Origin of the sequence: Peribacillus sp. NPDC076916, assembly GCF_050269675.1 — a bacterium.
Taxonomy (GTDB): domain Bacteria; phylum Bacillota; class Bacilli; order Bacillales; family DSM-1321; genus Peribacillus; species Peribacillus aracenensis.
The window spans coordinates 638,425-660,554 of sequence record NZ_JBNNIU010000002.1 but is presented as its reverse complement, the minus strand read 5'-3'; the positions used below and the strand labels follow the sequence as shown (position 1 = coordinate 660,554).

13 protein-coding genes and 3 pseudogenes are annotated in these 22,130 nt (G+C 39.0%); 3 read left to right on the top strand and 13 right to left on the bottom strand.

The window, feature by feature from the left end:
* Nucleotides 1–36: 36 nt before the first annotated feature.
* The gene (locus tag ACQKFG_RS08155) at nt 37–2,286 is read right to left on the bottom strand and encodes a HelD family protein (RefSeq protein WP_427557707.1); all 2,250 of its coding nucleotides are present in this window, start codon (nt 2,284–2,286) and stop codon (nt 37–39) included.
* 1,068 nt (nt 2,287–3,354) lie between these two features.
* On the opposite strand from ACQKFG_RS08155, the gene ACQKFG_RS08150 reads away from it, so the two are divergent.
* Nucleotides 3,355–3,594, top strand: a complete 240-nt coding sequence (locus ACQKFG_RS08150) for a hypothetical protein (protein ID WP_349728252.1) — start codon at nt 3,355–3,357, stop codon at nt 3,592–3,594.
* Nucleotides 3,595–3,989: 395 nt separating this feature from the next.
* On the opposite strand, the gene ACQKFG_RS08145 is transcribed toward ACQKFG_RS08150, so the two are convergent.
* Entirely contained in the window at nt 3,990–4,391 is a 402-nt protein-coding gene (locus ACQKFG_RS08145) for an RDD family protein (RefSeq protein ID WP_192205096.1), read from the bottom strand.
* A gap of 343 nt (nt 4,392–4,734) precedes the next feature.
* Here ACQKFG_RS08145 and ACQKFG_RS08140 point away from each other — a divergent pair, with 343 nt between their 5' ends.
* Entirely contained in the window at nt 4,735–6,354 is a 1,620-nt protein-coding gene (locus ACQKFG_RS08140) for an ABC-F family ATP-binding cassette domain-containing protein (protein WP_192205097.1), read from the top strand.
* A 654-nt stretch (nt 6,355–7,008) separates the two neighbouring features.
* Here the strand turns inward: ACQKFG_RS08140 and ACQKFG_RS08135 are convergent.
* From ACQKFG_RS08135 to ACQKFG_RS08120, 4 genes and pseudogenes are all read right to left on the bottom strand, one after another.
* Nucleotides 7,009–7,288 (bottom strand): annotated as a pseudogene (locus ACQKFG_RS08135) (flotillin domain-containing protein); the annotation flags it as partial.
* 90 nt (nt 7,289–7,378) lie between these two features.
* Nucleotides 7,379–8,995, bottom strand: coding sequence for an FMN-binding glutamate synthase family protein (locus tag ACQKFG_RS08130; protein ID WP_427557702.1), 1,617 nt, complete (start codon nt 8,993–8,995; stop codon nt 7,379–7,381).
* 47 nt (nt 8,996–9,042) lie between these two features.
* Nucleotides 9,043–9,660: an NAD(P)H-binding protein gene (locus ACQKFG_RS08125; RefSeq protein WP_427557700.1), complete on the bottom strand. Its 618-nt coding sequence runs from the start codon at nt 9,658–9,660 to the stop codon at nt 9,043–9,045.
* A 458-nt stretch (nt 9,661–10,118) separates the two neighbouring features.
* Complete coding sequence (locus ACQKFG_RS08120) at nt 10,119–10,301, bottom strand: YolD-like family protein (RefSeq protein ID WP_076369858.1); 183 nt, start codon at nt 10,299–10,301, stop codon at nt 10,119–10,121.
* A gap of 697 nt (nt 10,302–10,998) precedes the next feature.
* Between ACQKFG_RS08120 and ACQKFG_RS08115 the strand changes: the two genes are divergently transcribed.
* Nucleotides 10,999–12,387 carry a M28 family peptidase gene (locus ACQKFG_RS08115; RefSeq protein ID WP_427557696.1) on the top strand — a complete coding sequence of 463 codons (1,389 nt, stop codon included), beginning with the start codon at nt 10,999–11,001 and terminating at the stop codon, nt 12,385–12,387.
* 405 nt (nt 12,388–12,792) lie between these two features.
* Here the strand turns inward: ACQKFG_RS08115 and ACQKFG_RS08110 are convergent, their stop codons facing one another.
* The 7 genes and pseudogenes from ACQKFG_RS08110 to ACQKFG_RS08080 form a co-directional block, all read right to left on the bottom strand.
* Nucleotides 12,793–14,484, bottom strand: coding sequence for an L-lactate permease (locus tag ACQKFG_RS08110; RefSeq protein ID WP_427557693.1), 1,692 nt, complete (start codon nt 14,482–14,484; stop codon nt 12,793–12,795).
* Nucleotides 14,485–15,100: 616 nt separating this feature from the next.
* Nucleotides 15,101–15,567: pseudogene (locus ACQKFG_RS08105) on the bottom strand (IclR family transcriptional regulator); the annotation flags it as partial.
* A gap of 10 nt (nt 15,568–15,577) precedes the next feature.
* Nucleotides 15,578–16,357, bottom strand: coding sequence for a fumarylacetoacetate hydrolase family protein (locus tag ACQKFG_RS08100; protein ID WP_353872120.1), 780 nt, complete (start codon nt 16,355–16,357; stop codon nt 15,578–15,580).
* A gap of 16 nt (nt 16,358–16,373) precedes the next feature.
* Nucleotides 16,374–16,607 (bottom strand): annotated as a pseudogene (locus tag ACQKFG_RS08095) (NAD-dependent malic enzyme); the annotation flags it as partial.
* Between the two features lie 224 nt (nt 16,608–16,831).
* Complete coding sequence (locus ACQKFG_RS08090; RefSeq protein WP_427557688.1) at nt 16,832–19,012, bottom strand: malate synthase G; 2,181 nt, start codon at nt 19,010–19,012, stop codon at nt 16,832–16,834.
* A 292-nt stretch (nt 19,013–19,304) separates the two neighbouring features.
* The gene (locus ACQKFG_RS08085; RefSeq protein ID WP_427557685.1) at nt 19,305–20,771 is read right to left on the bottom strand and encodes an FAD-linked oxidase C-terminal domain-containing protein; all 1,467 of its coding nucleotides are present in this window, start codon (nt 20,769–20,771) and stop codon (nt 19,305–19,307) included.
* Nucleotides 20,772–22,130: a (Fe-S)-binding protein gene (locus ACQKFG_RS08080; RefSeq protein WP_048679958.1), complete on the bottom strand. Its 1,359-nt coding sequence runs from the start codon at nt 22,128–22,130 to the stop codon at nt 20,772–20,774. It lies immediately after the preceding gene.

Sequence of the window (22,130 nt, the reverse complement as noted above, 5' to 3'; positions counted from 1 at the left end):
TATCTCAAAGAGGGTGGTTACACTCCACCCTCTCTTTCACGTCTCGATAAGGAAAGCCTTTTTCTCATTACCTAAAAAATAAAGCCTGTGCAATGGCCTTGTCATTGTTACGTACAGCAATTTGATATCAAGTTCATTTCCATGGCAATACGCTTCTTCCAGGGATATTGCAAAAACGACATCGAATTCGAGACCTTTGGCTTGATAGGAAGGAACAATCAACGTTTTATCCTTAGGGATGTTTCCAGCTTCATCTATTAAATGAAAGCCTTGATGGAATCCCTTTAGTTTCTCGTTTGCCAGTTTGCAATCTTTCATCGTTTTAGCAATAACGGCAAACGTTTTAAATCCTTCTTCTTTAAGGCTTGCAATAAGTTCGATAAGTTCTTCTTCCCAATCTTCCTTTTCAATGGAAACGAATTCTGGATCTTTGCCATGACGGACTACAGGTTCAACTTCCGGGAAATCATATGTTAACAACTGAAGTATTTCATTAGCTTGTTTCATTATTTCAACAGTAGTTCTGTAGCTTTTTTGTAATTCAGTATACGTTGCCCGGGGGAAAATACGACTGTGAACCTCTTCCCATGTTTGAAGTCCGCGGTATGAATGGATGCCTTGTGCAAGATCGCCTACAAGTGTGAACATATCGGTATCCACTGCCGTCTTTAGTGCCTGTAACTGCATGAAGCTGTAATCCTGTGCCTCATCAATGACGACATTTTTTGCTTTGTTTTCTTTATCGACACCAAAAAGCCGCTCCTGAAGATATAATAATGCTCCTAAGTCCTCCAGCTCGTAACTTTTGACAGAAAATAATTTATGATTATACTCACATAATACACTGGCATCTTCAACAGTAAGTTTACCGTTGCTGTAAGAGGCAAGACGCTCCGGATCTTCGTATAACTCCTTATAGTAATCCAAGAGATCTTTACTTTTGAATTGCTTAAAATACCCTTTTACGGAAGTACGGATCGCCTTTTGGATCTGACCAATCCTTTCCTCCTTTTTATCGAGGCATTTTGTAACAAAATCCTTACGAATGACTGGATCAATATTTCTATAGAGAGCTTTCTCAATTTTGGCATCATAAAGATCAACAACACGTTCAAGCATTATTTTCTTTTTCAATTTCACTTCATTTTGTAAAATGGCCTTCAGTTTGTCCAGCCTGCTGTATAATGGTAAATACCAATAATCCTCTTCCAATAATCTAATGAACTTCTTAGCGGAATAGAGGCGATATTTATCACAATAAAAATCAGCATTAGGATGGAAACCCTTGAAAATATCCTTTACATATTCGTCCAATATATATTTAAAGACAGGGGAGCCCTTCAGACCTGATATCCAGACCGCTGAATTAATTTCTTGATCATCCTTTTCCAGCAATCGAGTTAATTTATCATCCGCTACAAGCTTCACCTGCTTTCCTATCGCTGCCTGAACATATTCGGAAAATGTGAATTGTTTTACCTTTTCCACACCCAATTCAGGTAAAGCTTCAGATATGTAATCAATGAAAACCCGGCTCGGAGCAAGAATCATTAATTGGCGCGGATCGAACAGGTCTTTATAGTGATAAATGAAATAAGAGATCCTATGTAAAGCAATTGTAGTTTTACCACTGCCCGCTGCGCCTTGGACAATGATAGGTTTATTCAAATCTGCACGAATGATTTTATTTTGTTCTTCCTGGATCGTGGTAATGATATCTGTCAGTCGATTGCTGGAACTTTTGGAAAGGGATTCTTGCAATAATTCATCCGTCGTTGTCAAATCAATGTCCCTTATCTCCTCCAAGACACCTTCTTCGATCATTAGCTGTCTTTTTAAAGTGATATTCCCGCTGAATGTCTCTCCTTCGGCTTCATATTCTATTTCACCAATCCGTCCCTCATAATAGAGGTTTGCAATCGGCGATCGCCAATCGACGATGATCTGTTCCTGGCTTTCCCTCTGATAAAGCGATGTTTTTCCGAAATAAAGGACTTCGCCTATATCACTGTCATTCCTTTCGAAATCCACTCTTGCAAAATAAGGCTTTTTACTTGCTTTGCGTAAACTTTCAAGTTCGGTTTTGGACATCTCAAAAAAGTTGGCCGTCGTCAGTAACTGTGAATATAAGCCCGATTCAGACCAATCGGCATCGCCAAAAGCTTCTTGCATATTCCGCTGAAACTGATCTTTGCTTGTTTCTGATGTTTTGATGACTACATCGATATAACGTTTCGTAAAATCCAGCCGCTGCCGTTCCTGTTCAAAATCAGGGTGATTACCCAATGAAACCACCTCCCCTTCCTTATTTAGTTATCACACTCATTAAAATGCCGATGCTAAGACGAAATGGACATTTATACTATCAGAAAAGCCAATGGTTGACAAATCTGGAGACATAGAATGATATAGTTGAAATTTTACCTTCCCTGATACTTCATATAATTTGTAGAATGCGCTAATAATTCCAGATTGGATTTTGCTATAATATGTTGACTTATGAAGGAACATTCAAACTTCCAGTAGGAAAATCATTTAATGCTTTTTTTACCATTCTGGGAATGGGAAGTTTATTTCCATTTCATCAGTTGGATATCACATGATCCGATGCATTGACAATTATACTATCCTCTTTATACATAATGATATGCAATGAATTCATGTATATCAAAAAAACAACTGCCCCCCTCCTCTATCAAAACTGCTATAAGATTGCACAACAGTTATTGCATGTATTAGGGGGCAACCATACCACCGTTTTACTTGTTATTTTATTATTCATATATTAGGAAAGGCTTAATTCAGGCACTTTGGCACCATTGGATTGATCATTAGTGTAGTTATGTATGTGATGCACGCTTTAATGACTTTTTCTTATCCATGAAAGCCTTCACCTGAAAAGGAATTCAATCAAATAAAGTTGGCCGAGGTAAAAGGGGCGGACATCATAGAAAGCTACAATTTGTGCGGGTATAACTGCGACCGTGCATTAGGCATCATCATGGGTATGTTGGATTGGGATATCCCAATGGACTGGCGGGGGGTGACATACCTTTATTCGGCAAGGAATTTACTTCAAGATACATTTTTTTCAGATAGGGTCTGACTAAAAATATTATAATGTTTCTTCTACGGCTATAACTAATCAAGTCTCTGGCTTCAATAATGTATGGTCCTCATGATTCTCTGGAATGACCCAGCACTTCCATTAGGATAAAGTGCTCGATTATACTTTCTTCTACAATTGTCATCATCTCTTAACATAAATAACGCTAATTTAATATTTTTATTGGAAACTCCCATTATATACTTACATTACAATTAAATAATTTTTTTAAGAAAGTGGGTACTGTCATGGAAATGAATGAAAGACAACCAATGCTATCCCCTAAATTAATCCATGAACTTGAAATTTTATCAACCAAAACAAATATGCCTATCTCCGAACTATTGGAAATATCTGTAGTGTCACTGCTGGAAAAGGTGAATAATACTAAAGAACTGAATGTTGGACTTAATAATAAGGAAATGATCTTAAGAAATAAAATCATTATCAATCAAAATAAAGAGGTTTTGAATAACCAAAGCACTTGACCATATAGGTGAAGTGCTTTTTGCTTCCTAACTGCCACTGTTTAATAGATAAATATTCTATCGTGGTTTCCAATATAATATTTATTAAAAATAGCCCTATAAAATATTCAGCAAAATCCCCTTCATATTTGATTAAGATGCCATGTAGGGTTCCTGAAAAAATCATATCGGTTTGATAATTACGCATAAAAAAAAGCAGCTATTAGCTGCTTTTCAAAAGGATGGCTATCTAAATGTTAAACAAAGTGACTCCCGCATAGAAAAGTTCGTACAAGCGAGTGCCCTCCGTTCCAATCAACGTTTGAATTTTTAAAAACCCTCAAAAAACTATAGACAAACTTGATCCTCCAAGTTTGCCTACAGTCTGAAACAGCTATTAAACTCTTATCATTGAATCATGGTCTATTTGATGTCACGTATGTACCAGCTATGAAATCATGTATCGCTCTATGGTCTTTCCTTAGGCCGACCATGAATGCACTAACAATAAACCCTATCCCCAATGTAATGGCATAAACCAAAGCAGCAACTAAATACCTCAATAGCATTGTGCCGATTCCTAATTTTTTGCCGTCCATCCTTACTATGCGTATTCCCATAATCCGTTTACCTACTGTATAGCCATACCATAATATCGGGACAAGCAGCATGTAAAGAAAGTCGAAGAGCGTTGAATAGTTTTCATTTTCCCAATCTCCAGTAATCAACCCGAAAATTATCGCTAATGGTAAAGATACTATTATGCCATCCAATAATCCTGCTAAAAAACGTTTCCAAAAACCTACTGAATCACTCATTTATGATCCTCCTGTCGTGTTAGTTACAGTTACCTATATTACCAATTAAAAGGGTGATGCGTAACGAGTCTTTATACCTATAATCATTTTTGTTTAAATAATAAAACATACTTTATACGCTACAATTTTAAAATAAAATTTAATCCTTGTGTAATTTTTGCCTATAAACGTTTGTTTTTGCTAATCTGCCTTTAATTTTCATAAGAAATAAGATACAATTTAAATGATGCACAGTTTAAAACATACAAGACCGTAAACTGCTGTTTGTGTGAATCAGCGTATAACTAATGAAACAAAGTGTTGGACACGTTGAAACAAAAGTATTTTGGAGGAATGTAAATAAATGATTACAGTAAATAATGTTGGTTTACGCTATGGCGATCGTAAACTGTTTGAAGATGTTAACATAAAGTTCACGCCTGGTAACTGCTATGGCCTGATTGGGGCGAATGGTGCGGGTAAATCCACTTTCTTAAAAATCCTTTCAGGTGAAATTGAAGCGCAATCCGGCGATGTCCATATGGGCCCTGGCGAACGCCTTGCCGTTCTAAAACAAGATCACTTCGCTTATGAAGAGGAAGAAGTCCTTAAAGTTGTCATTATGGGACATGAAAGATTATATGAAGTCATGCAAGAAAAAGATGCCATCTATATGAAGGAAAACTTCACGGATGAAGACGGAATGAAAGCGGCCGAACTTGAAGGTGAATTTGCCGAATTAAACGGATGGGAAGCCGAACCTGAAGCTTCAATCCTCTTAAAAGGCCTTGGCATTGCAGAAGACCTGCATACAAAGAAAATGGCTGAGTTGACTGGTGGCGACAAAGTTAAAGTATTGCTTGCCCAGGCACTATTCGGTAAACCAGATGTTCTATTACTGGATGAGCCTACCAACCACTTGGACTTAAAAGCGATCAAATGGCTTGAAGAGTTCTTGATCAACTTTGAAAACACTGTTATCGTAGTTTCCCATGACCGTTACTTCCTTAACAAAGTTTGTACACATATCGCGGATCTTGATTTCGGTAAAATCAAAATTTATATCGGGAACTATGACTTCTGGTATGAATCAAGCCAGCTTGCCCTTAAATTGACTCAAGATGCCAATAAGAAAAAGGAAGAAAAAATCAAAGAGCTACAAAATTTCATCGCGCGCTTCAGTGCCAATGCATCGAAATCGAGCCAGGCGACATCCCGTAAGAAATTATTGGATAAAATCAGCTTGGATGACATCGAGCCTTCTTCGCGCCGCTATCCATATGTCGGCTTTACACCTGATCGTGAAATCGGGAACGACCTGCTTCGTGTAGACGGACTCTCGAAAACGATCGATGGTGTAAAAATATTGGATAACGTCAGCTTCACGATGAATAAAGGCGACAAGATTGCATTTGTCGGTAAAGATGAGATTGCTAAAACAACAATGTTCAAAATCTTGGCAGGTGAAATTGAACCGGATAGCGGCTCATTCAAATGGGGCGTTACGACATCCCAGGCATACTTCCCTAAGGATAATGCTGAATTCTTTGAAGGTGTCGATTTAAATCTTGTCGATTGGCTCCGTCAGTATTCTCCTAATGACCAGAGCGAAAGCTTCCTGCGCGGTTTCTTAGGCAGAATGCTATTTTCTGGCGATGAAGTAACGAAAAAGGCAAGCGTACTTTCAGGGGGCGAAAAAGTCCGCTGTATGCTTTCCAAAATGATGTTAAGCGGATCGAACGTCCTAATGCTTGATGAACCTACCAACCATCTGGACTTAGAGTCGATTACGGCATTGAACAACGGTTTGATCAGCTTTAAAGGATCTATGATCTTCTCTTCTCATGACCATCAGTTCATCCAAACTATAGCGAACCGGATCATTGAACTTACACCAAAAGGTACAGTCGATAAGCAAATGAGTTATGATGAATACCTTGAAAATAGCGAATTGCAAAAGCAAGTAGCTGAAATGTACAAATAATGCTTTATGAAAGCACATCCTTAGTTGGATGTGCTTTTTTCGTTCCCGATTCTTCTGCTCCATTTATTAATGTATTGAAGGTATAAAAAACACGCTACATTAAATATAATAATATTTCCCGAAAGATGGGCACTGAATAATTTCATTGATAAAAAGGTATATTGATAAGGAAGGAGTGGGTTAGAATTGGATGCTCATACAGTGAAAAATATTTTTGATGATACAGGATACCTTTTTTTATATGATAAATTCAGTTATCATTTTTATGTATCCGGATTGTTCGACTTAGTGGATCAAGAAAAAACGATCTCGGATTTTTTAAATTCCTATGGATTCGATGATAAAAATCCTCTTTTTTTTGACGACTTTTCCTTTTATTTTAATTGCTTTCATTATTCCCACCAAAAACAAAAGATGATAAATTACTTGAAAACCGAGTATGACGAACATATATGTTAAGTATAAAAGGCCAGATAAACTGATCCTGCCTTTTTTAAACGAGCACTATTCAAAAAAAGGTAAGAGCATATAAGTGCTCTTACCTTTCTTCATTTTATTCTTCTCTGTTACTCTTCCTTGCCTGCTGCCCTATTCATGTTTTCTTCAGCATTTTCTTGTTTGATGGCTGGTAATGGTATATTGCGGTTCCCTAAGAAATTCTGAAAGAAAGTCTTTGACATCAATGCCCGAAGATGCCTTTAATGACTCCTGCAATGTGGCCATTGAATCCGTTGCATACCCAGGCCCCGCCATTCGCACCGCTTCCAGCTGTATCCACTACAGTGATTTTGTCGATATTACTAAGCGGGCTTGCCGCTTGTTTTGCATCTTCCGGAAGCATTTTCAAGATCATATCCATGACGGCTGCCTAACCGAACTGTTCAAATGATTCGGCAATCTTCTGCTTGACTTCGACATCTGCCTCCCCTGTCATCGACCCAAGAATGGAACGAAGATGTCCCTCTTTGTAACAGGGTTAAAGAACTTATATATGGAATATGGAGTATCCATTAAACCCAACCCTTTATTTCTCCACTTTTTCCTTATTTCTTAACTTCTCCACTTTTTCGGGAGTGAGGGTGATGTCCCGGACAGGCGAAACTCTTCCCCATTCATCCTTGTGTACGATGTGTTTTCGTTCAAATTTGGTCGGAGTATCTATACCTGCGGCAGCTGCAAGGTTAAACAGCCCCTCGCGGAGTGAAATCACGTAATTGGCGACCCGGAATTGTTTTTCCTCAATAACCAGCCCTTCCTGCAACTTTGAATCAGTCGTGGCTACGCCCGCGGGGCAGTGGTTTGTATGACAGATTTCAGCCATGATGCAGCCAACGCTTATCATAAAACCACGGGCAATATTGACCAAATCTGCCCCCATCGCTAAAGCGACTGCCACTTTATCTGGAGAAGTCAGCTTGCCGGATGCAATCAGTTTGACCCTGTTACGTACATCATATTTTTTTAACATCTCGTCTACAAGTGGCAAAGCTGACATAATTGGAAGTCCGACTGCATCAGCAAGCTCCTGATAGGTTGCCCCAGTTCCACCTTCTCCACCATCCACGGTGATAAAATCCGGCCCTTTACTTGTATCTCTCATGGTTTTCGTCATTTCCTCAAGTGCATCAAGATCCCCCACAACAATCTTGATACCGATTGGCTTTCCGCCTACATCCCTCATTCTTTCCACGAATTCAAACAATTCATTAAAATTCTTGAATTCATAGAACCGGTTAGGGCTGTTGATCGTTCGGCCAGGCTCTACCAGGCGGATTTGGGCAATTTCTTCAGTCACTTTTTGTCCTTCAATATGCCCACCCCTGATTTTGGCACCTTGTGCCAGCTTAATTTCAAATGCCTTTACTTGCTCGATTTCACTTTTCTTCTTGAATTCTTCCCAGGAGAACTCCCCACCTGGTGTCCTTACTCCAAACAGTCCCGGGCCGATCTGCATGATGATGTCGGGATTTCCGGAGAGATGGTATTTGGAAAGACCGCCTTCACCGGTATTCATCCATGTTCCTCCTGCAAGGCCTAATCCTCCCGACAGTGCAGTGATGGCATTCTCTCCGAGTGCACCGTAGCTCATTGCAGACTGTCCTATGAGCCCCTTTAATTTAAATGGATTCTGGCATGTACCCCCTCCGATTATGACAGCATCCTCGTCTCGTAAGTAGTACGGTTCTATTTGTCTATCTTCCCGCTTCTCCTTTCGGGTCAATAGTCCTTCATCAACTACTTCATATACCTTTGTATTGATTTTTTGGCTATTATCTATTCTCAATTCTTCCCGGAGTTTGGGAAACATGCTATTACGAATATAGTATCCAGCTTCATTGAAGTCACGTTCCGATCCAAATCCGATTAGACGCTCCTTATATTTACCTGCTTTTACAACATCCTCGAATTCCTTTCTTGAGAAAGGGGTGCCTTCATTATTATTCTCAAATAAATACTGCCTAAGTTCAGGTCCTATTTGCTCTGTCATGTATCTAATTCTACCGATTAGGGGGAAATTCCTCAGGATTGAGTGTTGTTTTTGTGTATCATCCTTACGGTAAAAATACGCTGCGGCCACAGCTGTCCCTAAAACGGCAGATCCTTTTAAAACTGTAGGAAGATATTTTTTCAACTTGGACATTTTATCACCCTTTGTTTCTTATTTTTTGTGCAAGTTATTCGAGCTGTCTATAATCTTTGGAGTGCTTCATGAATCAGAATTTCTCCAGAAGTAACGTTGATCGTTTTATTAAATACTTCTTTAGTATCCAGCGCTTCTACCAATACGGAAGCAATATCCTCTTTTGGGATCTCGTCTTTGTCATGCTCAATTGATAGTCCAGCTTCTACCTTACCTATTCCTGGCTTGTCCACAGGCATGCTTGTCCGTATAACCGTATATGTAAACTTTTCCTGTCTTAATAGCTCCTCTGAGTTGAAACGGATTGCACTAGCATCTCCCATTTCATTTGCTCGCATGGCGCTCATGAGAACAAAGCGCTTCACCCCATGTTTCTTGGCAGCCTCAACTGAGTCTATTACTGACTGATGGTCAACCAGTATTGGTTTGCCCTCCCCAGTCCGAGGGCTGGCGCTACTCAAGTAGATTACTGCTTCACAGTCCGAAAAAGCACTGGAAAATTCCCTTCTTTCCAAAGAGACCACTGCTGATGCTCCAAGTTTAACCATTTCTTCAACTTTATTTTCAGCTCCCACTAGTGCTACCGGGTTATGGTGCCTGTCTGCCAGCTGTTTTACAACGTGCTCTCCCGTCATATCCTCTGTTCCTATTACAAGTACTCTCATTTTAATACCTCCCTGCTAGCTTCATACTATCTATTTACCACTTTAAAGTTTAATAAAACACTTAAGCTTCTTCTGCCGTATCGTTTATTTTAACGATACTTTGAAAGTTAATTATTAGGGAAATTCCCGTTTCATCAGTGGAAGCAATTATACTTTTTTTACTTATATTGAACGTATGTACTCAAGATTTTATTTCGTAAACCATAGAAGAAGCATGGAAAAATAAAAGAGACTGTCTTTTCAAGTAAGGATACTGCCATCTACAAAGAATAAAACTAAATTTATCAATTCAAAAATGAGGAGCCCTATTTTTTCAAAACTGAAAAATTACCAAATACAGGAATGCTAAACGACCCTTTAGCTTTCCATATACGAAAAAAGAACCTCTAGTAAAATACTAGAGATTCAGGATTAATAAATATATTGTAACTTTAATGAGTTAAATGAAAGGAATTAAGTTAATATATTTCCATAATTCGAGATAAACGAATAGAGAAAATCTTTTGATTTTCATCCTTTAAGGAAAGGGTTTGTTCATGAAGGTTAAGTTTATGCAATTGACCCTTACATGTTTTTAATACTCCTTCTTTATAATAAATGATGGTCGTTATGCCCTTTTTTTTCAACGATTTCAAGATCATCTGATTATCTCCTTTCTGTCTTTTCAATTATTTATTAATATTTGTATGATAATTGGTGCAATACTATGAAATCAGTTAAGATACTTATATTATATACTGAAAATCGTAAGCGTTTTCATTATTGTTGTGAACAATTTGTGAAAGTTTGAACATTAGCATATTTTGGGAAAATCGTAATAGGCTAGAAAATGGTAAAATCCATGATAAAAAAATGAATATTAGGTGAATCGGCATTAAATTTTCGTCTAATTTGGATAAAATTTCAATTTTTGTATAGGTGGATATATTTAGTTAGCAGTTCTTGGTAAGTGTCCACTTGTGAAAACCATATTAGGTAAAGCTCATCAGCTCTATATTTTCATTCAAATCTCCCCTTGCCTGCCGCCTGCTCTACTGCATAACGGTCGGCATCCGCCTTTTTCTTCACTTCGGAATCATATTGCTTTTCAAAAGTTAGATTAAAATGAGGTTGATAGATTTGAATGTTTGATCATTTTTTTACAATACTATATATTGACGGCTTCAATACGTGATGCGATTCTTCATTAAGAAGGATCGCTTTTTCTTTGCGGCATAATCGTAAGGGAGAGCGGGTGTCAGACACCGATTAATAGATGGAATTTAAAGACTAACGACTCATTTACAAACTATTCAATTAAATACATAATTAGGAATATTATGAATAAGGAGGGATTATGTGTATAAAAAATCACTAACAGCACTTTTAGCTGCGGGTATGGTTCTATCAACTGGTACAGTATTTGCACAAATAAACGGGGCAACAAATGCCCAGTCTGACACAGCTTTTGATAACAAAGTTATCAAAAAAATTAGTGCGGACAATATGTATAATACGATTGCCTATCTATCAGAACAACCGAGGGCTGCTGGTACAGATGGGGAGCTCCGTGCAGTCAAATACATAGAAAGTCAGTTTAAGAGTCTTGGCTTTGAAACAAAGGTTCAGCCTTTTCCCATCTATGATACGGTGCAAAATGTAAAAGTGAAAATTGGTGACAGTGATATAGGAGGAACACCGCGTGCCCTTAGCGGCAGTATCAGCGGAAAGGTAACGGCCGAACTTGTTAATGTTGGAAAAGCAAAGCCAGAGGAAGTTGGAGAAAATGTATCCGGGAAAATTGCACTAGTTGAACGTGGAGACATTACCTTTGTTGAAAAGGTTCAGAATGTCCTAAATAAAGGAGCGGTTGGCGTTTTAATGTACAACAACTCACCATCAGGAAATAATTTCGGACAAGTATCAGCGGGGCAAAATATACCTGCTGTAGCCATTACCCAAGCCCAAGGATTAGAGTTGGTCGAACAGCTTAAAACTAAACAAATCACGTCCACTCTGGAAGTGGGAAAAGCTGAAAGGATCGAAAAGACATCCTACAATGTCATCGCTTCCCTAAAACCAAAAGCCAATAAGGATAATGGTCAAATCGTGACTGTTGGAGCCCACCATGATTCTGTCCCGGGCGGTCCTGGTGCAAATGATGATGCTTCGGGTGTATCAGCTGTGCTGGAACTGGCAAGGATCCTGGCCAAAACGCCAATTGACACTGAAGTTCGCTTCCTCACGTTCGGATCTGAGGAAAGAGGGCTCGTTGGATCATCCTTCTATGCAGATTCCCTTCCCAAAGAGGATGTAGACCGCATGGTGGCTCACTTCCAAATGGATATGATAGGCGGACGTGATGCTGGCGAGGATAATCCTGCAGGTGGTTTGATTATGTATACCATTGATGGAATGAAAAACCTTGTGACCGACCTGGGTTCCTCAGCAGGGGCCAGAACGATGGATGTTCCGATTCCTTATGGACAGCTGGGCAGGAGTGACCACCAACCATTCCATGAGCTTGGCATTCCATCCGCCTTGTTTATCCATTCCCCTGTAGAGCCTTGGTATCACCAGCCTACAGATACACTGGATAAGATATCGAAAGAAAAATTGCAGCAAGCAGCTGAAATTGTCGGTGCTAGTGTGTATCAAATTGCCCGTCCGGAAACTCCGGCATTAACAAATGCACGTGTAGCTCCTGGCACGGTAGACTATGATTTTGATGACCGTCCGGTAGATTAAATACTTCATTGTACAGAATTACGAGATTAATAATGGATCTTGGAGAAGATCAGGAGGGCACCTGTGTAGTTTACAGATGCTCTCTTCTTTTTATCGGCTAGCGCCTCGTGCTTAATTTATTCACTATTTCTAAGCTCTAAGTCTAGTGAAAATCCTATATGAAATATGTAATAAAACATACATGCTTATCCAACTCCAAAACCATTCCCACTGTAAATACTTAATATTATCAGTGTACCTCTCCAATACTACTTCACAGAAATAATTTCAACAATCAAATGAAAAAACACCATTTAAAAGTCGTTTGACAAACTTGCGACTTTTAAATGGTGTTTTTCTTATTTTTATCAACTCATATTGATCTCATATTGACTCTAAATAAAGATATTTGCTTTGCAATCTTACTTAAGGAATCATCCAGGATAACACCCCATTCTGCAAATATGTCATGATTCCAACAATAATCACCAGTATAATACTATGCTTTATAGTGAATCGAAACAAATCAGATTCTTTCCCTGCTAGGCCTACTGCGGCGCAAGCTACTGCAATTGATTGAGGCGAAATCATCTTTCCTGTAACTCCACCTGAAGAGTTCGCTGCCACTGCGAGCACCGGATCCATGCCTATTGAAGTAGCTGTAACTTTTTGCATGTTACCGAATAGTAAGTTGGCTGAAGTATCAGAACCAGTAATGAACACTCCTAGCCAGCCTAGTATAGGAGAGAAGAAAGGGAATAAAAATCCTGTTTTCGCCAAAACCATCCCCATAGATGTGCTCATTCCTGAAGAGTTTGTTACATAAGCGTATCCTACAACAGAAGCGATTGTGATAATGGGAAATTTAAGTTCGTTTAGTGTTTCACCGAATGTAACTATCCAACCCTTCCAAGAAATTTTTACAATATATTTTGTAATGATTGCTGCAATCAGAACCGCTGTACCAGCAGCACCTAGCAATTCCAGCTTGTAAAAGGCAGGTATCGCTTCTCCCGCAGCGTTTATAATCTTGTTATTTAATAATGGAACGTTAGGAATAAACGAAAATGCATGCCCTATAGAATTAATCATTGATAAAACAACATTTGTTCCTTCATAGTGTCCTGTTAGTGCCTGCTTTATGGTTGGAATTCCCCAAAGGGAGATTACTCCCGTTAAAACCAGAAATGGTGACCACGCTTTAAAAATTTGTCCGCTGGTATAAGTTAGCTTGTGGCCAGTAGGTTCATTTACAGCAAGTGTTGCGGCCATTTCTTGTTCGGCTGAAAAACGGAAGATGGTTTTCGGTTTCCAAAATTTAAGGAAAACTGCTAAAGCAAGTAATGAAACAAGAGCCGATAAAATATCCGGAAGTTCTGGTCCAAGGAAGTTAGAGCTTAAGAATTGTGTTACAGCAAAAGTAATACCAGTTACTAAAATTGCAGGAATGACTTCGAAGGCTTTTTTTAAGCCTGCCATAATCACGATTAAATAAAATGGTATGACTACAGATAAAAACGGTAATTGGCGACCAACCATTTTTGAAATCTCCATCGCAGAAATTCCGGTAGGTCCCTCAAGCGCAATAATTGGTGCTCCTATTGCACCAAATGCAACCGGTGCTGTATTGGCAATTAAACACAAGCCAGCTGCATATAAAGGATTGAATCCAAGACCAACAAGAAGTGCAGCAGAAATGGCAACAGGCGCACCGAAACCAGCGGCTCCTTCAAGAAATGCCCCAAATGAGAACGCTACCAATAGTGCCTGGAGACGACGGTCTTCCGTAAGTGAAACAACTGAATTACGAATAATATCAAATTGTCCTGTTTTTACGGTTAATTTATAAAGGAAAACTGAACTGATAATGATCCAACCAATAGGCAAAACCCCGTATACTGCCCCGTGTGTAGCAGACATAATCGCCATTTGTGTTGGCATTCCAAATGCAATAACCGCCAACATCAAAGCAATTAATAGCGTCGTGAGCCCTGCCAGATACCCTTTCATTCTCTTCACTGCCAATGCCCAGAAGAAATAAAGTATTGGAATTACTGCCACGATAGCGGATAAAGCGAGGCTATCTCCTACCACTGTAAAGTTTTGTGTATATGTCATATTGTACCCTCCAATTTATAGTCCCTAAAAGTAACCGCTTACATATTTTTATTAAAATATGCTACCATTTCTTCTGCTCTAATTTACAAGAAAGTGAAAAAAATTTGAATCCAATGAAAATATTCAATTTTTTCGTGTTGTAAAGTCCGGATGTTTGTGATTTTATCTTGGTTGCGTAATGATAAAATCATAATAGTGCTTGTCCGGTAAAGGGACTATAAAGTACTTTAAACCTTTAGTTACTAAAGGTTTATTGCGACTCAGGTGAGATATACAAAAAGAAAAACGCTAGCAAATCTGCTGTCTACATAATATTTCCCTTAACACTTTCTATCGGCATGATAACACTCTATAAGACAATTCCCCCTTTCTGTTTCGTATTAAGAAACAATGTTTCTGTAAGTTTGCGAAAAAACACTATTGTTTAGTAACTATATAAGTAGTTGTTATATAACAAACACTAATCCTATTTTAATTATACAAATTATTGGTAAAATTTCAAAACCAATATCAAAATTTGCCCGATTATTTTGAAAAAAGATATATCGGGCAAATTTTCTTTGAAAAAAATTCTAAAAATATATTGGAAAGTAATTCCACTTTAAAATCCAAGCCTTGTTGGACCAGATATGATGACAGCAGCAATGACTTTCCCCGAATGAACGAAAATAGGAACGGCAATACAAGTAATTCCATATTCATTTTCTTCTAGATCCAATGCATAGCCTTTAATTCTAACCTGAATGAGTTCTTGAAGGAAATCATCTTTATTCGTAATCGTTTTGTCAGTATGCATTGGCATTCCCTTTGCTCAAGAATGTTAAGCACGACATTAGATGGCAAATAAGCAAGAATTGCTTTGCCGACAGAAGTACAATGCATGGGTTCTCGTTTTCCAACTTTAGAGTGCATTCGTAGAGTTTCGTTTCCTTCTAGCTTTTCAATATACACTACTTCACCTTGGTCATAAACAACTAGATGGATAACCTTATTTGTGGTATTCTCCAGTTCTTGCAAGTATTGCCTTGCTTCCAATCTCAAATCAATTGATTCCAGCAATTTGGAACTAACCTCTAAAAATTTTTAACCGTACCTAATACGCTCTTGCACCTTCTTTAGCCGTAACAAATGTATTTCGAAGATTTCCAATTTCCTTTATTTCACATTCTATAACGTCGCCTGCGCCGACCAACTCTGCTCCAACAGGACTACCTGTTAAAATTACATCTCCCGGTTTAAGTGTCATAACTTTTGTCAGATAGGAAACCATTCTGCGAATTGGAATAATCATCAGTTCAGTTGCACTGTTTTGTTTTTCAACATCGTTCAGTTTTGCTTTGACCTTTACATTAAAAGGATCAAGTACGGTTTCAATAACAGGACCTAATGGAGTGAACGTGTCAAATGATTTACCAATTGTCCAGTGGCCATCCTGGTGGAAAAACTGAGGTGCTGTTACGTCATTTCCAACTGTGTATCCAAAAACATAATCCAGTACGTCGGATTCAGGCACATTTTTTGCCTCTTTCCCAATGACAATCGCTAATTCGGATTCAAACTTTACTTCCTTGATACCCTCTGGAATGATAATTTCATCTTCAGGTCCAATCACTGATGAAGTTGGCTTAAAGAAGAATACTGGAATTTCCGGGAGCTGTTCCGGAAGATCCTCCACATTTGAAACGAAGTTTGCACCGATTCCAATGATTTGATTTGGTTCTAGGGGTGCAATAGACTTAACTTCACCCTGAGAAAATGTTTGGCCTGTATACTCCCAAGCACCAAAAATATCGCCCTTAATTACTCTTATTATACCTTTTTCTTTAACACCTTTATGGATGGAAGAATTAGCTATAAACCTAGTAAACTTCATTGTTTTATTGCTCCTCTCAGACTTCTATTTCGGTTTTTTGTCTCGCAACACCAGACTGTATTGCTGCCTCTGCTACAGCATTGGCGACAGATTCTACTACTCGGTTGTCGAAAGCATTTGGTATTACATAATCATGTGTCAGTTCTTGCGGCTGAATTAAGTTTGCAATTGCATAAACCGCTGCCACTTTCATTTACTCATTAATTTCAGAAGCGAACACCTGAAGTGCCCCTTTAAAAATCCCTGGAAATTTCTACAGCTACTTTACATTTACATTTATTTTCCCTTTAATACTCATATGAAGGTCTAGTGCTTTTTCCCGAAGGTCTTTCATAGCTTCAACTCCCCCAATCTGTTATCACTATTTAATAATGAAAGTTAGTTGTTGAAACTGCAGTACTTCAATTAAATTAGCAATATACTCTTTACATTGTAAATCGTGACGTTGTAAAAAATAGAATGTCCCCTAGTTGTTTATTGTTTTATAGCAAACTTTGCTTTTGCTTCAATGCGGCGACGATGCAATATTGGCTCAGTGTAGCCACTTGGCTGATTATAACCTTCAAAAATCAGGTCACATGCAGCTTGAAATGCCACCGAATCGTCAAAATTCGCAGACATTGAGCGATATGCAGCGTCTCCAGCATTTTGTTCGTCTACTACTTTAGCCATACGCTGAAGCGTCTCTAGCACTTGTTCCTTTGTTATGATACCGTGGTGTAGCCAGTTCGCCATGTGTTGGCTGGATATACGTAAGGTCGCACGATCTTCCATTAGTCCCACGTCGTTGATATCAGGTACTTTCGAGCAACCAACTCCCTGGTCCACCCAGCGAACAACATAACCTAGCATAGTTTGAGCATTGTTATCAATCTCTTCCTGTATTTCCTCCGGGCTCCAATTAGAATGTTCCGCAACTGGGAATTGTAAAATTTCATCCCTCAAGTCTCTAGATTCACTGATCTTTTCATTTTGGACCTTCGTTACATCAACTTGATGGTAGTGCAGTGCATGCAATGTAGCTGCAGTAGGTGATGGAACCCACGCCGTAGTTGCACCTGTTTTTACATGTCCAATCTTTTGTTTTAACATTTCATCCATCAAGTCCGGCATAGCCCACATACCCTTTCCAATCTGTGCACGCCCCTGGAAGCCGCTTACAAGGCCTGTATTAACATTCGATTTTTCATAGGCTTGCAACCAAGTGGATGATTTCATTTCACTTTTTCGAATCATTGCTCCCGCTTCCATTGAGGTATGGATTTCATCACCAGTACGGTCTAAAAATCCGGTATTTATGAATACTACCCGTTCCTTAACTTCGCTTATGCAAGCTTTTAAGTTTAAAGATGTGCGGCGCTCCTCATCCATAACACCAATTTTTAGAGTATTCCGTTTTAGACCGAGCAATTCCTCTACTTGATCAAATAGATGGTTGGCAAAAGCGACCTCTTTTGTTCCATGCATTTTAGGTTTAACGATGTAAATGGATCCTTCGGATGTGTTTTGGTATGAGCCGTTTCCTAAAAGAGTATGTTTTCCAAGAAGACTAGTGATGATTGCATCTAAAATCCCCTCTTGGATTTCCTCCCCATTTTGATCTAAGATTGCATTATTCGTCATTAAATGACCTACATTACGAACAAACAAAAGTGAACGACCTGACAAAGACAATTCTTCTCCCGTCGGGGTCAAATAAATGCGATTAGGATTAAGAGTTCTTGTCGTTGATTTATTGCCTTTTATGAAGGTAGCAGATAAATCTCCTTTCATTAATCCTAACCAGTTACGGTAAACTAGAACTTTATCCTCGGCATCTACCGCAGTTACTGAATCTTCACAGTCCATAATCGTCGTTACTGCTGCTTCTAATAGAATATCTTTAACGCCAGCCTCGTCAGTTTTTCCGATTGGATGACTGAAATTGAATTGAATTTCAAAGTGCAGGCCATTATTTTTCAAAAGTACAGCACTTGGATTTTGTGGTTGTCCTTGATAGCCAGTTAATTTCGATTCGTCCTCAAGTCCTGTCGTTTCTCCATTCCGGAGTGCAACATTCAGCTTTCCAGACTCAATTGTGTATTTTACAGCATCTTTATGAGAAGCTTCCCTTAATGGAGCTGCTTGGTCAAGAAACTCTCTTCCAAACTCAATAACCTTAGCACCACGAACTGGGTTGTAGCCACCTTCTCGATGTGCACCATCTTCTTCACTGATTGCATCTGTACCATAAAGTGCGTCATAAAGGCTTCCCCAGCGGGCGTTGGCGGCATTGATTGCATAACGAGCATTATTAACTGGAACAACCAGTTGCGGTCCAGCTTGGATAGCTACTTCGGCATCCACACCTTCAGTGGTGATCTTGAAGTCTTCAGCCTCTGGTTCAAGATATCCAATTTCTTTTAAAAATGATTTATACTCTTCAAAATCAAAATCATTATTATTTTTTCGATACCAAGCATTTATTTGATTTTGAATCTCTTCACGATGTGCCAATAATTCCTTATTTTTAGGAGTTAATTCATTTATCAAATTTTCTAAACCAGACCAAAACTGATCACGATCCACTTCACTACCTGGTAGAGCTTCTGAATTAATAAATTCAAATAATTCCGTTGCAACTTGAAGATTCCCTGATTTAATATATTTTGTCACTATGAGTTCCTCCTTGTAATTCAAGATTTTATTTTAGATAATTCTTCTCTGGAAAAAAGTAATTTGTTCACTCTAGGATGTAATTATCCTAATTGCTCTGTTTGTTTGTTATTACAAAACAATGTTTCTTTATCTGTGTATAAAAACGATGGCACGATACCTGATACGGATTCGAATATTTCATAATATTCTAATAATTTATATTTATCTCTAAACTTTAGCAAAAGGACTTTGCCACGAAATGAATTGGCTTCATCCGTTTTATGGACTGCGCCTTACTAGACAAACATATTTAAGATATAGCAGCTGCTTCTTTTTCTTTTAAATCTCTTTTTATCTCAACACAGCGTCCCGGCATCGGGAATAATTTCCCTGCATTTAAAAGGTTATGAGGATTGAATACTTCTCGAATATCTGTTTGTGCAATAATCTCTTCGTCAGAAAAGACGAAACGCATTTCCTCTATTTTTTCAATCCCCACTCCGTGTTCACCTGTAATCGTCCCCCCAACATCAGCACATGCTTTTAAGCAGGCACTACCAGCTGCCAGGGCCTTTTCGCTTTCCCCAGGGATTCTGGCATCGAAAAGAACAAGTGGATGTAAATTCCCATCACCCGCGTGGAAAATATTAGCGATTCGCAAACCATATTCTTCGCTGATTCGATTGATTTTGTTTAATACCTCGGGCAATTTGCTTCGTGGAATAACACCGTCCTGTACTAAATAGTCCGGTGAAATGGCTCCCATGGCACCAAATCCTGTTTTACGATTGGCCCACCATCTACCTCTTTCGAGTTCATCCTGTGCTACCTTCACTTCAAGTACATTTCTGTACTTACACACTTCCAAAATGTGATTAATTTGCTCTTCAATACCCACTGAGATTCCATCCACTTCAATGAGTAGGACAGCCTCAATATCACTTGGATGACCTACTGGAAAAGCAGCCGCCTCCACTCCTTCAATCGCTGTTTTATCCATCATTTCAAGGGCTGCCGGTACGATTCCTGCTGAAATTATATCAGATACGGCCTGACTCCCGTCCTCCACTTTATCAAAATAAGCAAGAACAGTTTGTTTCGCTTCCGGATTTTTCAATATACGAACAGTGATTTTCGTTACAATGCCTAATGTTCCTTCAGACCCTGTCAACAGACCGAGCAAATCATATCCAGGAGAATCAAGAATTCCATTTTCACCCATTTCTATAATTTCCCCGTTAGGAAGTACTACTTCCAGCCCTAGAATGTGATTCGTGGTTACTCCATACTTAAGACAGTGAGCCCCTCCAGCATTCTCTGCGACATTTCCGCCAATTGTACAACAATATTGGCTAGAAGGATCCGGAGCATAGTAATATCCTTTATCAGAGATAGAGTTCGTGAGTTTAAGATTGATAAAACCAGGCTGTACAACAGCACGCCTATTTTCGAGATCAACGCTTAATAACTTCTTCATCCTGACCAGACTGATAATGACTTCTTCATTTAAAGGTATAGCACCGCCGCTTAATCCAGTTCCAGCGCCACGGGCTAGGAACGGCAGTTTATTTTCGGAACAATATTTAACTAGTTTGGCTACTTCCTGAGTATCTTTTGGAAACACAACCGCTTTAGGTAAGTGTCTATGAAGCGTAAATCCATCGCTATCATAGGCAAGCAGATCCTCTTTGTGAAATAGAATTGAATTGGCGTCGCCAACAATAGCCTCTAAATTCTTTATATGTCGATCATTCGATTTTATTTTTTTCGGTGCCATTTACTGTCCCCCCTTTAGATCATCCTCTTTTTGATAAGCCCAATCCAGAAGCTGAATTGTATGGACGACTTTTTGATTTCTACCATATTTCTGTACCCCCATTGCCATCTGAAGCATACATCCTGGGTTACCCATTGAAATCATCTCAACATCGCCTGGCACATTTTGCATTTTGCTTTCTAGCACGGCACCGGCCATTTCCGGATTAGTGATGTTATATATACCTGCACTTCCACAGCAGCGATCAGCGTTTGGCATATGTACCATTTCAACTCCTGGAATACTAACAAGAAGGTCTCTCGGTTCCTGGCGAATTCCTTGACCATGTGCTAAATGGCATGCGTCATGATATGTGATACGAGTGTTCAATTCAGCTTTTGGTATTTCATAGCCTGTTTCATGAATATATTTAGAGATGTCCTCGACCTTAGCGGAAAATTTTTCAGCTTTATCATGCCATTCAGGCTCTTCCCGAAACAATTCAGCATATTCCTGAAGCATACAGCCGCATCCTGCTGCGTTAACGATGACTTTATCAGCATCCTTAAACGCTTCGATATTCTGTTTCGCCAGCTTTCTTCCAGTTTCACGGTCACCGGCATGAACATGTAAGGCTCCACAGCAAGTTTGGTTTTGCGGAATTGTCACATCATTTCCGTTTCGTGTTAAAACATTAATCGTGGACTGATTAATATCACTGAACATAACGTCCATCACGCAACCTGTCATAAACGCCACTTCTGCTTTAGTTTTTCCTAATGCTTTGATCACTTTTTCATTTTTGTATTTTTTGCGTACAGGCTCTTTAATTTCAGGCATAATTGCTTCCATCTCAATTAAATGCTGTGGCATAATATTCATTAACCCTATTTTGCGAACCACTTTCTGCAATCCGCTCTTCTGATAGAACTTTAATAAACTCCCCACTGTATTCAGTCTGTTTTGATGTGGGAACATTCCTTCAAGTACTAATCTACTTACTTTTCCTTTCACTCCTGTCAATGGAATCGCCTGTCGAATTTGTCCGCGAGCCTCTTCAATTAATCCTCCGACATCTACATTCGCTGGACAAGCAGTGGTACATGCACGACAGTCAAGACAAGCAAAAACAGGATCCATGAATTGCTCGTTCACCTCAAGCTTTCCTTCTGCTACTGATTTGATAAGATGAACACGCCCACGGGGAGAATGCTGTTCCTGGCCTGTTAGCTCATATGTTGGGCAGGATTCCAAACACATACCACAATGTACGCAATCTGCCCATTTGTTTTCATCAGGCTTATCACTCCATAGATAATTGCTTAAGCTATTAGATGTACATGATGGATCTTGCTTTATATCAACTTCTCGCAGACTCAC

What these genes read in the sequence shown, in the direction of transcription:
- ACQKFG_RS08150 (WP_349728252.1), top strand. Translation starts at nt 3,355, where the DNA reads ATGGAAATGAATGAAAGACAACCAATGCTATCCCCTAAATTAATCCAT.
- ACQKFG_RS08145 (WP_192205096.1), bottom strand. Translation starts at nt 4,391, where the DNA reads ATGAGTGATTCAGTAGGTTTTTGGAAACGTTTTTTAGCAGGATTATTG.
- ACQKFG_RS08140 (WP_192205097.1), top strand. Translation starts at nt 4,735, where the DNA reads ATGATTACAGTAAATAATGTTGGTTTACGCTATGGCGATCGTAAACTG.
- ACQKFG_RS08130 (WP_427557702.1), bottom strand. Translation starts at nt 8,995, where the DNA reads ATGTCCAAGTTGAAAAAATATCTTCCTACAGTTTTAAAAGGATCTGCC.
- ACQKFG_RS08125 (WP_427557700.1), bottom strand. Translation starts at nt 9,660, where the DNA reads ATGAGAGTACTTGTAATAGGAACAGAGGATATGACGGGAGAGCACGTT.
- ACQKFG_RS08120 (WP_076369858.1), bottom strand. Translation starts at nt 10,301, where the DNA reads ATGATCTTGAAATCGTTGAAAAAAAAGGGCATAACGACCATCATTTAT.
- ACQKFG_RS08110 (WP_427557693.1), bottom strand. Translation starts at nt 14,484, where the DNA reads ATGACATATACACAAAACTTTACAGTGGTAGGAGATAGCCTCGCTTTA.
- ACQKFG_RS08100 (WP_353872120.1), bottom strand. Translation starts at nt 16,357, where the DNA reads ATGAAGTTTACTAGGTTTATAGCTAATTCTTCCATCCATAAAGGTGTT.
- ACQKFG_RS08085 (WP_427557685.1), bottom strand. Translation starts at nt 20,771, where the DNA reads ATGGCACCGAAAAAAATAAAATCGAATGATCGACATATAAAGAATTTA.